At 39.5% G+C, this 15,078-nt stretch carries 13 protein-coding genes and 1 tRNA gene; 11 read left to right on the top strand and 3 right to left on the bottom strand.

Going from position 1 to position 15,078, the window contains the following annotated elements; translation table 11 throughout:
* Positions 1–25: 25 nt before the first annotated feature.
* Both SFU91_10220 and SFU91_10225 read right to left on the bottom strand, forming a co-directional pair.
* On the bottom strand, positions 26–922 hold the full coding sequence (locus SFU91_10220) for a hypothetical protein (protein MDX2129398.1): 897 nt from the start codon (positions 920–922) through the stop codon (positions 26–28).
* A 51-nt stretch (positions 923–973) separates the two neighbouring features.
* On the bottom strand, positions 974–1,900 hold the full coding sequence (locus tag SFU91_10225) for a diguanylate cyclase (protein MDX2129399.1): 927 nt from the start codon (positions 1,898–1,900) through the stop codon (positions 974–976).
* A gap of 263 nt (positions 1,901–2,163) precedes the next feature.
* Here SFU91_10225 and SFU91_10230 point away from each other — a divergent pair, with 263 nt between their 5' ends.
* The 7 genes from SFU91_10230 to SFU91_10260 all read left to right on the top strand — a co-directional run bounded on the left by SFU91_10230 (position 2,164) and on the right by SFU91_10260 (position 9,735).
* On the top strand, positions 2,164–3,576 hold the full coding sequence (locus SFU91_10230) for a bifunctional UDP-3-O-[3-hydroxymyristoyl] N-acetylglucosamine deacetylase/3-hydroxyacyl-ACP dehydratase (protein ID MDX2129400.1): 1,413 nt from the start codon (positions 2,164–2,166) through the stop codon (positions 3,574–3,576).
* 44 nt (positions 3,577–3,620) lie between these two features.
* A complete protein-coding gene (locus SFU91_10235) occupies positions 3,621–5,189 on the top strand; it encodes an outer membrane beta-barrel protein (protein MDX2129401.1) in 1,569 nt (522 codons plus the stop codon).
* A gap of 45 nt (positions 5,190–5,234) precedes the next feature.
* Positions 5,235–5,720 (top strand): 2-C-methyl-D-erythritol 2,4-cyclodiphosphate synthase, encoded by a 486-nt coding sequence (gene ispF, locus SFU91_10240; protein ID MDX2129402.1) that lies wholly within the window; start codon positions 5,235–5,237, stop codon positions 5,718–5,720.
* 100 nt (positions 5,721–5,820) lie between these two features.
* Positions 5,821–5,909, top strand: a tRNA-Leu gene (locus SFU91_10245).
* A 92-nt stretch (positions 5,910–6,001) separates the two neighbouring features.
* Positions 6,002–7,003 carry an isocitrate dehydrogenase (NAD(+)) gene (locus tag SFU91_10250; GenBank protein ID MDX2129403.1) on the top strand — a complete coding sequence of 334 codons (1,002 nt, stop codon included), beginning with the start codon at positions 6,002–6,004 and terminating at the stop codon, positions 7,001–7,003.
* 87 nt (positions 7,004–7,090) lie between these two features.
* On the top strand, positions 7,091–7,966 hold the full coding sequence (locus SFU91_10255) for a YihY/virulence factor BrkB family protein (protein MDX2129404.1): 876 nt from the start codon (positions 7,091–7,093) through the stop codon (positions 7,964–7,966).
* Positions 7,967–8,022: 56 nt separating this feature from the next.
* Positions 8,023–9,735 (top strand): alpha/beta hydrolase-fold protein, encoded by a 1,713-nt coding sequence (locus SFU91_10260; protein MDX2129405.1) that lies wholly within the window; start codon positions 8,023–8,025, stop codon positions 9,733–9,735.
* 114 nt (positions 9,736–9,849) lie between these two features.
* Here the strand turns inward: SFU91_10260 and SFU91_10265 are convergent, their stop codons facing one another.
* Complete coding sequence (locus SFU91_10265) at positions 9,850–10,443, bottom strand: YceI family protein (protein MDX2129406.1); 594 nt, start codon at positions 10,441–10,443, stop codon at positions 9,850–9,852.
* 88 nt (positions 10,444–10,531) lie between these two features.
* On the opposite strand from SFU91_10265, the gene SFU91_10270 reads away from it, so the two are divergent.
* From SFU91_10270 to SFU91_10285, 4 genes are all read left to right on the top strand, one after another.
* Positions 10,532–11,377, top strand: a complete 846-nt coding sequence (locus tag SFU91_10270; protein ID MDX2129407.1) for an SDR family NAD(P)-dependent oxidoreductase — start codon at positions 10,532–10,534, stop codon at positions 11,375–11,377.
* A gap of 348 nt (positions 11,378–11,725) precedes the next feature.
* Positions 11,726–13,207 carry a glycogen synthase GlgA gene (glgA, locus tag SFU91_10275; GenBank protein ID MDX2129408.1) on the top strand — a complete coding sequence of 494 codons (1,482 nt, stop codon included), beginning with the start codon at positions 11,726–11,728 and terminating at the stop codon, positions 13,205–13,207.
* A gap of 9 nt (positions 13,208–13,216) precedes the next feature.
* Positions 13,217–13,828 (top strand): HAD family hydrolase, encoded by a 612-nt coding sequence (locus tag SFU91_10280; protein ID MDX2129409.1) that lies wholly within the window; start codon positions 13,217–13,219, stop codon positions 13,826–13,828.
* Complete coding sequence (locus tag SFU91_10285; protein MDX2129410.1) at positions 13,821–15,068, top strand: hypothetical protein; 1,248 nt, start codon at positions 13,821–13,823, stop codon at positions 15,066–15,068. The genes SFU91_10280 and SFU91_10285 overlap by 8 nt, the downstream gene beginning before the upstream one ends.
* The last annotated feature ends 10 nt before the right edge of the window (positions 15,069–15,078 follow it).

Raw genomic sequence — 15,078 nt, forward strand, 5'->3', positions numbered from 1 at the left:
AAAAATTAGTAGCAGTAAAGGAGATTTATGGTTTCAACGATTTAAGATATTCTTTAATTCGATTCAAGCGGTCGATATCGCTTAACATTTGCGGCTTGAGTTGCGAGGCCTTCAAAAAGACTGAATAGGCCTCCTGATCTTTTCCCCAATCTAAGTAAAGAAGCCCTAATTCAAAGTGATGACGAAGCCCACTCGGAGAAATCTTAATAGCTTTGTTATAAGCGTTTTCAGCCTCGATGTATCCGCCTTCAGGCAAGCCGCCCAAAAATACATTTGCAAGTTGCCGCTCTAACCAACTCACATTTCCCAAAGCACGATGAAATGACCCTAAAATTGAATAGGCTACATCATCGTTTGGATTTAACTGAATGGCTTTTTCAACATACTGCTTAATTTCGACCGAGAATTTCACCTTATCTCTGCTTCCACGATACATAGCTAAATTTCCTAAGGCGGCAGAAAGCCAAGTGTAACACTTTGATGAAATGTTTTGCTGTGTCACACTTTGACGCGCATATTCTGTTGCTTTGATGTAATAAACTTCACGATCTTTCTCTTCCGTAACATCGCCGGTACAAACAAAAACGCGAGCCAACCGCCAAAGGATTTCAGGATTCGTTGGTTCAATAGATAAAGCTTTTTCATAAATAGAAATGGCTGATGGATATTCCATCGCTTCAAATTTATCATCCCCAGAATTAATCAACTCAGTAATAGAGATTGCTTTTGAACTATCCTCAATGGAGTGTGAGCTAACCGTTTGTAAGGATTTTGGGTGTAAGGATGAAGAAATCAAACGCTCTTTAATCCTGTCTTTTACAAAAAAAAGGCGATCACTTGCGGTTAGTTGAATTGCAAAAAAAGCAATGATGAAAAAGATGGGAAACTTCTTAATGGGTAAGAATGAAATAAAAACGGTCAATTGTTTCAAAGGAATAAATTTGACGAATTAGCGAAGAGTGATAAACACAAATCAAGCACTTTGTTGGAATTTTCCGCTTTTTTTGGCTTGTTTCATTTCATACATATCTTTATCGGCACGCTCAATCATGTTTTCGTAAGATTCTTCACTCCCGCAAATTCCAACACTTATTGATAACTCACAAGGAAATTGACCTTTCTGATTAAACTGCTCTAATTTTTTATGGATTCTTGAGAAGGTGAGATTCGCTTGTTCCTTATCGGTTTCAGGCATGACAACCACAAATTCATCGCCGCCGACTCTACCAATGATATCCGAGTTTCGTAACTGCTGAAGCAATACTTCACTGATACTCACAAGTGCGAAATCGCCCATCTTATGACCATACTTGTCATTAATCTGCTTGAATTTATCAACATCTATCAACGCAACAGAAATCGGGCGCTTGTAACGGCGGGCACTCGTAATTTCATGATCATAAAGATCATTAAATCGATGGCGATTGAAAACACCCGTCAGAAAATCTTTATTGGCGCGCTCTTCTAATTGCTGCTGAAGCTCAATATTGAGCATTTCAAATTTGTGCTTTTCCATTACTTGATCAATGGTAATGTGAAGCGCTTTATAATATTCACCGGTTTTGATAACATAATCCTTCGCTCCGGCTTTCATAATCTCAACCGCCACGGCCTCTGAACCCAAACCTGTGATGACTACAATCGGGAGGTGTCGATTGAGAAGTTGAATTTGCCGTAAAATATTTAGTCCGTTGGTACCCGGAAGATTGTAATCCAGCAAAATTAAATTGAACCGCGACGGATTTTCTTTAACGAATGCAATTGCTTGCTCGCCGGTTTCTGCAATATCAACTGCGTATTTAAGTTTAGAATTCAAATGGTTCCTGACTAAAAATCCGTGATCTTTATTGTCTTCAACAAGTAAAATCTTGATCGTTTCGTTTTGGGATGTCGTCGGCATAAAAATGAATATGGCTAACGTTTCAATATTTTATTAATTATCTCATCTACAACCAATATAAGGCTTCTTATTTAATGGGCAATAACTGTTGCCTTCAGCTGACCAAACTTTATTTAGCGTTGTATTTTTATCAATTCTTTTTGATCGATGGATAATTATCAACGATTTGAATATTGGAAGAGGCTGGCGTATTTTTGCCCCCTTGTTTAAAAAGGACAAAGCCTATTACTTGATTGAAACGAATTAGAGGATAAACCAAAGAAATGCTCAATTATCAGAGAACCATTAAAGGAGATATTTCAATTTATGGCACAGGTCTTCATACCGGCCAAGATTGCAGGATTACATTTAAGCCGGCGCCTGAAGATTACGGTTATCGTTTCGTAAGAGCGGATTTACCAAATTCTCCTGAAATCCCTGCTGATATTGATCATGTGGTCGATATTCGAAGAGGAACAACCATTGCTTTGGGTGACGCAAAAGTACATACTACTGAGCATGTTCTCTCTGCACTTTATGGTCTTCAAATTGATAACTGTCGGATTGAGCTTACAGGACCTGAGCCGCCCGTTTGTGACGGCAGTTCAAAAGCCTTTGTTGATGCTCTTCTCTCCGTGGGTTTTGAAAATCAATCAAGCCCAAGAAATTATTTGGTCATCGATGAAACCATTCAGTACAGCAATCCTGAAAAGCAAATTGATATTGTTGCTCTGCCACTTGATGACTTTAGAATGACTGTAATGGTCGATTATAATAATCCGGCTTTGGGCTCACAGCACACCGGTCTTTTTAATATGGAAAAGGAATTTGCGACACAATTTGCTCCTGCTCGTACTTTCTGTTTCCTTTCTGAAGTTCAAGATTTGGCCAATCAAGGCCTAATTAAAGGCGGCGATGTCGATAATGCCGTCGTTATCGTGGATCGCAAAATGAACCCTGATGAACTTGATGACTTGGCAAAAAAGATTTCACGCAATGGCGCTCGCTTGGAAATTGGGGCAAATGGAATATTGAACAATCGTGAACTTCGGTTTCCTAACGAACCTGCAAGACATAAGTTAGTTGATTTACTTGGCGACTTGGCCCTAATTGGAATGCCGGTCAAAGCGCAAATTCTTGCTGCTCGCCCGGGTCATGCTGCGAATGTTGAGTTTGTCCGAAAGTTGCGAAAGCTCGTTGATCGAAATAAACTGGCTCGAAAATTTCAGCACGAAAAGAAAGCAGGCGTTGTTTTTGATCCCATCGCGGTTCAAAAAATCTTACCCCATCGTTACCCGTTTTTACTGATTGATAAGATTACCGAATTCAAACTCGATGAAAAAATTGTGGCAATCAAAAATGTCACTTTCAATGAGCCGTTCTTTCAAGGGCACTTCCCAAATAATCCAGTTATGCCGGGTGTATTAATTTTAGAGGCTATGGCACAATCCGGCGGAATCATGTTGCTTAATGGCAATGAAAATATGGATCAGAAATTGGTTTACTTTATGGGAATAGATAAAGCGCGTTTCAGAAAACCAGTGCTTCCCGGTGATACGCTCGTCATTGAATCGGTTATGAAAAGCCGAAGACGAAGTGTTTGTCAATTTACTTCTCAAGTTTTTGTGAGAGGTGAATTGGTATGTGAAGCAGAATTAATGGCAACTGTGGTTGACCGAAAAGAGACAAATACTTAATCTCCAAAAGGCTTATAAATATCGGTTTTATCAATTGCAGCGCAATGATTCAGTTCTTTAGAAAATCTTTTTTGTTGATCATCATTTTTGTCTTCGGGTTAGTTTCGAACCCGATCTTGGCTCAAGTGCAAAATGAAGATTCAGTTTTTACCCGTTGGAGCCTTGGATTTTGGGGTGGAATGAACAATACCTTTAACACCTATTCAAATGGAATTGGCCCCCACGCCGGGTTGAGATTGCGTTATAACATTAACCCAATGGTTTCACTTGGCGTTGCCGGAATGCTTTATCGTACCGGACAATCAGAAAAGGATTACGGCACTGAAATTGGAAAATTAGAAGCTGTTGGTTCAAGCAATGTTGCGATTAATATTTTTTCGAGATTTCAGTTTGAACCTACTTCCATCATAAACCCATATGTTCTCCTTGGCGGTACGATTCATTTTCCCAATTTGATTAATCCACCTGCAAATATTGCGCTTCGCGGGGGGAGCATTACAGGTTCGCTTAAAGTTTCGTATCTGGATTCAGCACCCATACTCGGGTTGCATACCGGAATTGGCACCGAAATTTTCCTTTCTAAAAAAGTTGCTCTTGACATCGGAATCGGATATCAACATCTTTTTGGAAATCGGCTGGCCTTTATTGGCTTTTCACAAATATCAAGTGGAGGAGTACCGCTTGAATTTGACCAAAGAGAGACCGGATTTTTGACGATAAATCTCGGATTCTCTTTTCATTTAGGTGCATCAGGAAAACAAAAATCTGCTGAGATTCCAATCACCATCATACAAATTCCGCCTCCATCAATAAATATTCAAGTAAGCCCTGCAATTGCAGAAAGAGGCTCGGAAGTAGCAATTTCTTGGATTTGCACGAATGCAGATAGCGTATCCTTAAATGGTGTTTTTGTTTCGATTGAAGGTCAAAGAGTTGATGTGTTAAATCAATCCACTTCCTATGAAATCGTAGCTTATGGGAAGGGTGGCATTGTTTCAAAACGAGAAGAGGTAAAAATATCTGAAGCACCTCTACCGGCAATTGCGTTTATTGTTAAACCTGACACCATTCTTCTAGGAGAGACTGTTTCATTAGCTTGGAATACAAATGAAGCTGAGGAAATCACCTTAAATGGATTAACTGTGGCAAAAAGCGGTAATCAAATAAATAATCCTATTCGAAGCCTAACTTTCACGCTCACCGCTTCAGGAAAAGGTGGAACGGTGAAAAAAAGCCAATCGGTGTATGTCCGTTCATTAAAGGAATTGACGAATTCTGAAAAAGTGATCCTGCCATTTACATTTAATCTTGGCGAATCAACGCTTGATTCGCTTGAGTTCTTTAAGTTGGATGAAATTGCAAATCAATTAAAAGAAGATTCAACAATTAAAATTGAAATCTCTGTCCAAGTTGACGCATTGGCAAATCGAAGAATAGCCGAAAAGCTTAGCCTCGAAAGAGCACAAACCATTCAGAATTATTTATTGGCGAGAGGCATCTTGCAAGATCAAGTAACACTCAGAATTCAAACTGATAGAGAATCTGCTGCAACTCTAGAAACCAATACCGGCAAATCGGTTCAACGAAAAGTAGAAATCAAAGTATTGAAGTAAATCAAAGATCTCGGGTTAACCGCAGTCACAATAAAGGAATCATCTATGTTTAGAGTCGGAATTGGAATTGATACACATCAATTGGTGGAGGGAAGAAAGTTGATTATTGGGGGCGTTGAAATCCCGCATGAAAGGGGGCTGCTTGGTCATAGCGATGCTGATGTGCTTCTTCATGCCATTTGCGATGCGCTCTTGGGTGCCGCAGCGTTGGGAGATATAGGAAAGCACTTCCCAAATAATAACCCGGCCTATAAAGACATTGATAGTATGCTCCTTACCAAAAAAGTGAAAAGACTACTTGAAAATCAGGGGTATAAACCTGTAAATATTGACGCTATGCTCTTATTGGAAGCGCCAAAAATTGCTCCCTTTATTCTTCAAATGAGAAAAAATATCTCGAAAGCACTTGAATTAGAACTTGATGCTGTTTCAGTAAAAGCAACAACCAACGAGACCTTGGGTTATGTTGGAAGAAAAGAAGGGGCAACAGCACATGCTGTCTGTTTAATTGAAAAAATATCTGCGAAGTGAAAAATAAGGTGAAGAAATTTTGCACAATTTCTTGCGCATCCCTCAATTTCCATTTATCTTTGTGACCTTTTAATTTAGAGCCGTTAAATTGAAAAAATTTGCAGAAGTGGCGGAACTGGTAGACGCACAGGACTTAAAATCCTGTGTCCAGTAATGGACGTGCGGGTTCGATTCCCGCCTTCTGCACCAAAATCCCTTCACTTCCTTTCAATTCATTTTCGAAGTTTTTCGAAACCAAGAGTCATCAATCGAATCGTCATTAGAATTAAATTAGTACAGAAATGAGTCATACCGTGACCTTGCTTGCCGGCGACGGCATCGGCCCCGAAATCACCAAATCCGTTTTGAGAATCATAGAAGCTTCAGGCGTAAAAATAAATTGGGAGCAACATCTTGCCGGAAAACTGGCTGTTGAAAAGTATGGCGATGCCCTTCCTGATGCGGTTTTGGAATCGATTAAACGAAATAAAGTTGCCTTAAAAGGGCCGCTGACAACCGAGGTTGGAAAGGGCTTTAAATCGGTTAATGTACAACTTAGAAAATCTTTAAATCTGTATTCTAACCTTCGTCCAGTTAAGTCTATTCCCGGAACAAGAGCACGCTACACCAATGTTGATATCGTGGTTGTTCGAGAAAATACAGAAAGCCTCTATGCCGGAATCGAAAATGAAATCGCGCCCGGCGTCGTCCAAGCATCAAAAATTATTACCAAAGATGCTTCAACAAGAATCGCAAAATTTGCGTTTGACTATGCTGCAAAAAATGGTAGAAAAAAGGTAACCGCCGTTCATAAAGCCAACATTATGAAACTCGCCGATGGTCTCTTTTTGAAATGCTGCCAAGAAATAGCAAAGGATTATCCTTCGATCCAATACAATGAGGTGATTGTCGATAATTGCTGCATGCAACTTGTCACAAACCCGCTCCAATTCGATGTGATGGTAATGGAAAATTTATATGGCGATATCGTCTCCGATCTTTGTGCCGGGCTTGTGGGCGGTCTTGGTGTTGTACCGGGAGCAAATATCGGTACCGAAGCCAGTGTTTTTGAAGCGGTTCACGGTTCTGCGCCAGATATAGCAGGGAAGGGAATTGCCAATCCAACTGCAATGCTTCTTTCTGCCTTGATGATGCTTGAGCACTTAGGCGAAACAACCGCCGCTCAAAAAATTATGAACTCGGTTTACCGTGTACTTGGTGAAGGTAAAGTGGTAACACAGGATTTAAGAGGTACTGCAACAACTGAAGAATTTACCAACGAAATCATTCGATTCCTGATCTAAATACATCAGTACATAGATGATTTTTAGGGTTTGAAGTGAATGCGCTTTCCTGAATGTGAAAGTGGAGAATTTGATGAAGTGTAGTGAATGAAAAACGCGATTCGTGTCTTAAAAATATTTGCCAAAAAATTTACAAGCAGCGATAGTGCCGGCCTTGCTGCAGAAATGTCCTACAGTTTAATTCTTTCCCTTTTTCCACTTCTTTTACTTTTTGTTTCAATATTAAGTATGTGGCAATCTCCCGGTGCGATTGCCTCCCTCTCACGCGTATTGGGGGCAATTCTTCCACCCGATATTCATCAACCAATCGATAAAACTATTCAATCCATACTTCGAGAATCCGATAAAAGCTTACTTACTTTAAGTTTGATTTTCTCACTCTTTTCAATATTTACCGTGTTTAATGTAGTGATTAAAGCAATGGAAAGAATCTATGAAGTAAAGCAACGCCTAAAATTTTTTTCAAGAATTCGAATCTCTATCGAGTTAGGTCTGATTATTGGCATTTCATTTCTCATCGTGTTTAATCTTCTCATTTTTGGGTATGAAGTCGAAGAATTTTTAGTGAATGAATGGAAATGGTTGTGGGCAAAGACAGCTTTTCAAATCATAAAATTCCCGATTGCTTTCTTGGTAATGGTTTACTCCGCCCTTATGGTCTATAAATTTTCATTGCGAGTAGGTCAAAAATTAGAATGCGTAATTCCCGGTGCTTTTGTGATGGCGTTGCTTTGGACAGTGTTGAACGCCAATTTTGGTCTTTATCTGCAATATCAAAGGTTTGGAACATACACTCAATTTGTTAAACTCATAGTACTTCCACTTTGGATGTACGCCAATGCGATGGTTTTTTTGATTGGGGCTCATATCAATTGGATGTTTTACACCAATATTCTTCAACCTGAAATGTTTAAGCGAAAAAAAGTACCTCGAACATCACGAACAGCAAGAACAAATTCATAAGTCATTTCTCATAAAATCAAATTCGTCATATTTCTTGACCCATTTTCTACTTCGATATGAAACGGCTACCAATTAGTTTATTTCTTCTCTTACTTTGCACTACCCAAGCATTGACCCAAGAGATTTCAATTCCGCTTCAAGGAAATTGGAAATTCAAGGTTGGAATCAATGCGGAGGCGCTGCAACCAAACTTTAATGATTCACTTTGGGCGACAATCAATGTTCCTGAAACTTGGGATACTCAAAATGGATTTATTGGATTTAATGGCCTTGCTCTATATCGAAAGACCGTTTTAATACCAAATGAAGCAAAAGGAAAGATTCTTTATTTAGCCTTGGGAAGAATTGGCGGGACCGATGAAGTGTATTGGAATGGGAGAAAGATCGGGTTTACTGGCAGCGTGAAAGAACTCGATTACTTTACCGAGCGAATTTATCCCATTCCGGATTCGCTTATCCGCTATGGGGAGTCGAATCGACTTGCAGTGCGTGTCTTTACGAATGAATCAGGTGGAGGGATTTACCAAGGTGTTGGCAAGAATCGTGATGTTGTAGGGATTTACACCAAAACGGCACTTCGAATGGCCACACGTGAACCCTCGCAAAAAGCACAAACAAATCAACGAGAATTGATTTTTGGAATAATAAAAATGATGGATCAAGCCCTTCAAAAAAAACAACTCCAACTTTATTTCGATTTCCTTTCCGATGATTATTTCAACAGTGGCACAAACAAAGAAGAACAAAAACTTTTCGCTCAGGGCCTTGCCGTGTCGTTGCAAAAGTACCGGCTCTCGTATCGCGATTTCGAAGTTTATCAGGTTTCTGACTCCGTTTGGATTGCTGACTACGACACCGAGCTCGATCTAGATAGTACTTCCCTCAATGGCTTTTATATGACCGGGCATGATGAGCGGTTCTTCAAAAAAGAAGGCAATACTATTCGCGAAATTGGAAATCAATCCCGCTTTTTTGAAATTTCCATCCGCTCAGCTTATATGCGAGGGCTAGTGAAAACTTTGATTTATTTGCCGCCTTCGTATCAAAAAAATCAATCGTGGCTTTATCCAGTACTTTATCTTCTTCATCCACAAAATGCCACCCCCGAAGTGTTTCGAGATGCTCGCTTTGATATAATTGCCGATTCATTAACTGCAAATGGAAAAATGTCAGAAATGGTGGTTGTGATGCCTTCAGATAATGGTAGTTTATTCACAACACCAAAAGATTCATCTCGCTCTTTTGAATACTTTCTATTTGAAGAACTCACCGATTTTATTTCGAACGACTACCGCATCTCTCCCAAAAAAGATTTTCATGCCATCAGCGGGATTTCGTGGGGAGCAACCGCGGCGTTTTTTTCAGCTCTTAAATTAAAAAGCGGTCAGGAGTATTTTTCATCAGTCTCCGGTGTAATGCCACAACCGAACCGCCGTTTCACAAAACGAGAGATTGATGGTGATAGTGCGGGATATTGGGATACATATAATTCTGTAAGGCTTGCCCTCAACTCAAAGTCAATGGCGATTAAAGGGGCTAAATATCTTTTCGTTTCACCTAAAACCGATTCATACACCAAATCAACAGATGCCTTGCAACAAGCACTCTTAAAGCGAGGCGCATCTTCTAAATTTATCGTGAAACCGGGCACAGCGTCATTTGATTTTTGGGTTAATGAATTGGGAACTGTTTTAGAATTTCACACCCAAAATTTCAAAGATGCAACCAAAAAAAATGCCTCGAAAACATTTCCCAAAAAGAATCAGTAATTGGTTTAGAGCCAGCTTCATTATTCAAAGTTCTGATGAAACGAATTCAGTTTTTGTTTAAAATAAAAAAAGGGGTTTATGCCCCTTTTTTTATTTATGTCTAATTCAATTTGCTTACGCTTTCTTTGTCAATTCAATGGTGCCGGAAATGATTACTTCATCGCCAACAACAGTGCCGCCGTTGTCTAAAGCTTTGCTCCACTTGACGCCAAATTCTTGACGGTTAATTTTGCCGGTGAGTTTGAACGCAGCGACCATCATTCCCCAAGGATTTTTTACGCTCCCTTTGAATTCAACATCAAGGGTAACGGTTTTAGTAACCCCGTGCATTGTTAAATCGCCGGTGAGTTTATAATTCTTGCCAGAGACAAGTTTCATTTCTTTACTTTTGAAAGTAATCTTTGGGAATTTTTCAACATCAAAAAAATCGGCACCTTTCAAATGACCGTCACGCTTTGGATCTTCGGTATTAACGCTTGCCGCATCAATGGTGAGTTCAACGGTTGCGTCTGAGAAATCTTCTTTTTTTCCGGTGAGAGAACCTTCAAACTTCGTGAATTTTCCGGTTGCCTCGGAAATCATTAAATGCGTGACTGAAAAGCCAATCGTGGAGTGGCTGGCATCAATGATCCATTTATCTTGTGCTGAAACATTGCTTGCAAATGCCACAAAGAAAGCGAGAGATAAAAATGAAATCAACTTTTTCATAAGTAGTGATATTTAGTGAAAAAAATATGTGTTACAACACACAAATATAACATAATTTTTCATTGTTCAAAATAAAAAGTAAAGATTCATGAAAAATATTACGATTGTAACCGGAGCGAATTCCGGAATTGGGTTTGAGACGGCAAAAGCACTTGCGAAAGATGAAAGAACGCTTTTCCTAATTTGCCGAACAGAAGAAAAAGCGAATATTGCCGCTGAAAAAATTAAGGCTGCGCTTCAAGGTGAATTGAACGCTGATATCCTTGGCTTTGCGTGCGATTTTTCAAGTCAGAAGCAAATTCGTGCATTGGCCGAGAAAATCAAATCCAAAGCGGAAAGTGTTTCAATTTTGGTCAATAATGCAGGCGCAATATTTCCGAATCGGGAACTAACCGAAGACGGGTTGGAAAAAACATTTGCGGTCAATCATCTTGGGTATTTTTTGCTGACCTTGCTTTTGGAAAGGGAACTTAAACAGTTAGAGAGGTCTCGCGTGGTTTCTGTTGCCTCTGAAGCTTCGCGTGTTGGAGTTTTGGAATTTGAAGATCTCTCTTTAGAAAAAAGCTTTTCTTCGATAAGAGCGTATGGCCAATCAAAACTAATGAACATTTTATTTGCCTTTGCCTTGGCTCGAAAATGGAAAGAGAATGGCGTGACTTCAACCGTCATGCACCCGGGCGGTGTCAATACAGGGTTTGGAGAGGGAGATTTTGGACTGGTGGGTTCGCTGTTTAAGTTGGCGAAACCGTTTTTTCGTACACCGGAAAAAGGCGCCGAAACAGTCATTTGGCTTGCAAAATCTGCTGAAGTTGAAGGAATTAGTGGAAAGTATTTCCAAGATTTGAAAGAAATTCAGCCAATTTCAATGGCTAAGGATATCGCATTGCAAGAGAAACTATGGGAACTCTCGTTAGAACTCGTCAAATTGAAGTAGAATTCACCTCGAACTGATCAGGTTTAAAGACGCGTTTCAACTGATTGTTTATCGAAAAGTGGTTGTTTTATGGCTGTTTTTTAGTTAAATTTAAGGCTATGTTTGGCTTTTCAGTGCAAGCGAAAAGTACAAGTAATGTTTAATTTCATTTCGAAGAAACAGCATGTTAAGTGTAAAATAATGGATGGTTTAATCCTTAACAGTGTCTGTGTTTCGTTTAATCTCTGCCTTTTTCCCTCCTGAAAATAAATATTCTTTGTTAGAAAAGCATTGATATTGAAACGCTCAAAACTGAGAAGTTAGGTCTCATCAACGAGGTGGAAAGCCGTAAGTATTTAATCATCGAAAATGGCAAAAAAGTTAAAAATTTTATTTGTTTCGGGCGAAGTTGCACCGTTTGCAAAAACGGGTGGGCTTGCAGATGTGATGGGGTCTTTACCTCAGGCGGTAGAGCATCACGGGAATGAATCTCGAATCATGATGCCTAAATATGGCATGATTAATGATCGCAAGTTCCGCCTTCATGATGTGCTCCGGCTGAAAGATATCCCTGTCATGATATCAGAAAGAACCGAACTGCTTAATGTTAAAGTCACAGCGCTTCCCAGCAGCAAAATCCAAACCTATTTCCTTTATCATGAAGGATATTTCAAGCGAGATGGACTCTATGTGAACCCAGCCAATAAGAAGGATTACCCCGATAACGATGAGCGATTTATTTTCTTTAATCGCGCAGTTCTTGAAACCCTGAAAACCCTCGGTTGGCGTCCGGATATTATTCATTGTAACGATTGGATGTGTGGTCTTATCCCTGCTTATCTGAAGTTGATATACAAAGACGACCCATTTTTCAAAGGGATTAAAACCGTCTTTACGATTCATAACATCGCCTATCAAGGAGCCTTTAGCAAATCAGCATTGCAAAAGTCAGGGTTGCCTGAAGAGGAATTTCATCCTGAGGGACTTGAGTTTTACGACAGCTTCAATTTCATGAAGATTGCCCTCGTTTATGCCGATACAATAACCACGGTGTCTGAGAAATACGGGGAAGAAATACGACTTTCCGATGACAAGAACTTGCATAGCGGTATGAATGGAATCCTTCAAAAACGCAAAAAGGATTTTGTCGGGATTTTGAATGGGATTGATGAAAATGTTTGGAATCCGAAAAAGGATGAATTCATTGAGAAAAAGTATGGGAAAGAGGATCTCTCAGGAAAGCTTGAAAATAAACAATCATTGCTGAAAAAATTGAAGATGCCTTACAACCCGTCAACTCCGGTGGTTGGTATTATTTCGCGACTTGTAGAGCAAAAAGGGGTTGATTTAATAATGGAAGGGTTTGATAAACTCCTCAATCTTGATGCGCAGTATGTTCTATTAGGCACAGGTCAAAAGGAATTTGAAGATTTCTTTAGAAACGCGGCTAAGAAAAATCCGGATAAATTTTTTGCTTCAATTTCCTTTAACGAAGAATTGGCACACCAAATTGAAGCCGGGGCAGATATCTTCTTAATGCCCAGCAAATATGAGCCGTGCGGGATGAATCAAATGTTCAGCTTAAAGTATGGTACGGTACCAGTGGTTAGAGCAACCGGCGGGCTTTATGATACCGTAAAGCCATTTAAGAATGGAAAAGGTAATGGCTTTGTTTTTGAAAAATACACCGCCTCTGAGATGATAAAATGTTTGAAAGAAGCTATCGATGCGTTTAAGGACCAAAAAAATTGGTCGAAAATCATTCAAAATGGAATGGAAACGGATGTTTCTTGGACGACATCCGGCGCGCGATATACTGAAATCTATTCAAAACTCTACGAATCAAAATAAACGATAGAGTTGACGAAAAAAAGTGCCTTGTTTCTTGATCGTGATGGGACGATAATCGAAGATCAGATTGGGGGATATATTCGTACAATTGAACAGGTAACCTTAATCCCTGAAGCAGCAGCTTCAATTGCTCAAGCTAAAAGTGCCGGCTTCTTAATTGTAGTGGTTTCAAATCAGTCAGGGATTGCTAAGGGTATTGTTTCAAAAGCCAAAGTGGACGAAATTAATGCCTACATGCAATCTGAATTGAAAAAAGGTGGCGGAGAGGCACATAGAATTTATTACGCACCATACCACCCTGAATATCCAAAGGTTGAATTTGAAGCATATAAAAGTTGGAGAAAACCTGAAACCGGTATGATTGAACAGGCGGTTCTGGATTTTCAAAAAGAGGATGTCGATATCGATTTAAGTTCCTCCTATTTTATAGGCGATAAGCAAATTGATATTGAATGTGGCAAAAAAGCCAAAGTCAAAACAATTTTAGTCAAAACAGGATACTCAGAATTTGAGGCTTGTGTAAAGAATAACACCCTTCCGGATTTTGTTGCTGAGAACCTTGCGGAAGGGATTCGTAATTTTGTTTTGATTTCCAACAATGCTTTTCACGGGAATGATTAATCTTAAGACATATAAAACCTTGTACACAGAATTTATCTTTACTTCCTCCTTCTTGCGAAACCCATTTTTCAAATACACCATAAGTTCTTTCATCCTTTTGGCAATCTGTTTATTGACGGCCTCATGTGGGGAGGAATCGGCGAACTTTTCAGGATTAAGTGAAAATTTTATTACCCCAAGCAACTTAAAATCAATTGAGATTGATTCTGTTGAAATTGAAAATTATCAAACCTCAAACTACAGTTCAGCGACAACCCTACCAACGCTGGGAAGTTTAGATCTTCCCGAAGGGAGACAGATAACATTTACTGCCTACTATAATTTTGATTATCCTGATACTACTTTTAGTGCATTAAATATTCAAAGTGTTGAATCAGGAGAATTGCAATATCGGGTTTCTTCCGGAAGTGTAAATAATGCGTCGCTTTCCGTTGATGCATTTCGAGTTACTCAAATTTGGAAGGACAGTTCGCTTTTCATTTCAAAACAACTCCCTCTCGGTAGTAAGATTTTCTCGCATGCGGTTTCACCTACGGATACGAGCCTTACAAGCATTGCATTGCCGATTGGGTTTGTAAATGCGGTAATCGATGCAGCAAAGAAAGGGCGTGTTTTTTTAAGAGACAGTAGCGAAATCGGGATTGCGCTTCGAACCATTTCCGGAAAAAATTTAATCAATATTTCCCGATCCAATATATTCTTAAAGATTAACTTGAACATTCAAACATCAAGTGGAATTGAGCGGAGGGTTATTACGCTTAATTCTACTGCTAGTGGAAATGCACTTGAGAGGAATTTTGTTTCCTTTAGCAACAATGCGCCTTTTATACAGGCTTCAACAGGAGATTACTCCCGCTTAAAATTTAATCTTACAGCAATTCCAAAAACTGCGGAAGTTGTTAGCGCTGAGCTGTCGTTTCATAGAGATACCCTTTACTTCGCATTTCCTACAAGTTCTTCATTAGGGTTAAACTTAAATTATGCTGATTCTGCAAGGGTAATCGGAAGAAGATTTGCCTCATTTTCGCTTTTCCCTGATTCAGCAGCTCGTTATAGGGTTTCAATAACGCCTATAAGCCAGATTGTATTTGAATGGGTTCGGCGCCCGGAGCAAAATTTGGGATTCATTGTAACGCCTTTTATCGATGGCGGGTCGCCTTTTTTATGGAAGTTGTATGGGAATGATGCAGCCACTTCTTTAAAACCTCGTTTGAAAGTGATTTACATTTCAAAAGATTAAACCCCTGCAT

The organism is Chloroherpetonaceae bacterium (assembly GCA_033763895.1).
Taxonomy (GTDB): domain Bacteria; phylum Bacteroidota; class Chlorobiia; order Chlorobiales; family Thermochlorobacteraceae; genus JANRJQ01.

What these genes read in the sequence shown, in the direction of transcription:
- SFU91_10225 (MDX2129399.1), bottom strand. Translation starts at nt 1,900, where the DNA reads ATGCCGACGACATCCCAAAACGAAACGATCAAGATTTTACTTGTTGAA.
- SFU91_10230 (MDX2129400.1), top strand. Translation starts at nt 2,164, where the DNA reads ATGCTCAATTATCAGAGAACCATTAAAGGAGATATTTCAATTTATGGC.
- SFU91_10235 (MDX2129401.1), top strand. Translation starts at nt 3,621, where the DNA reads ATGATTCAGTTCTTTAGAAAATCTTTTTTGTTGATCATCATTTTTGTC.
- ispF (MDX2129402.1), top strand. Translation starts at nt 5,235, where the DNA reads ATGTTTAGAGTCGGAATTGGAATTGATACACATCAATTGGTGGAGGGA.
- SFU91_10250 (MDX2129403.1), top strand. Translation starts at nt 6,002, where the DNA reads ATGAGTCATACCGTGACCTTGCTTGCCGGCGACGGCATCGGCCCCGAA.
- SFU91_10255 (MDX2129404.1), top strand. Translation starts at nt 7,091, where the DNA reads ATGAAAAACGCGATTCGTGTCTTAAAAATATTTGCCAAAAAATTTACA.
- SFU91_10260 (MDX2129405.1), top strand. Translation starts at nt 8,023, where the DNA reads ATGAAACGGCTACCAATTAGTTTATTTCTTCTCTTACTTTGCACTACC.
- SFU91_10265 (MDX2129406.1), bottom strand. Translation starts at nt 10,443, where the DNA reads ATGAAAAAGTTGATTTCATTTTTATCTCTCGCTTTCTTTGTGGCATTT.
- SFU91_10270 (MDX2129407.1), top strand. Translation starts at nt 10,532, where the DNA reads ATGAAAAATATTACGATTGTAACCGGAGCGAATTCCGGAATTGGGTTT.
- glgA (MDX2129408.1), top strand. Translation starts at nt 11,726, where the DNA reads ATGGCAAAAAAGTTAAAAATTTTATTTGTTTCGGGCGAAGTTGCACCG.
- SFU91_10285 (MDX2129410.1), top strand. Translation starts at nt 13,821, where the DNA reads ATGATTAATCTTAAGACATATAAAACCTTGTACACAGAATTTATCTTT.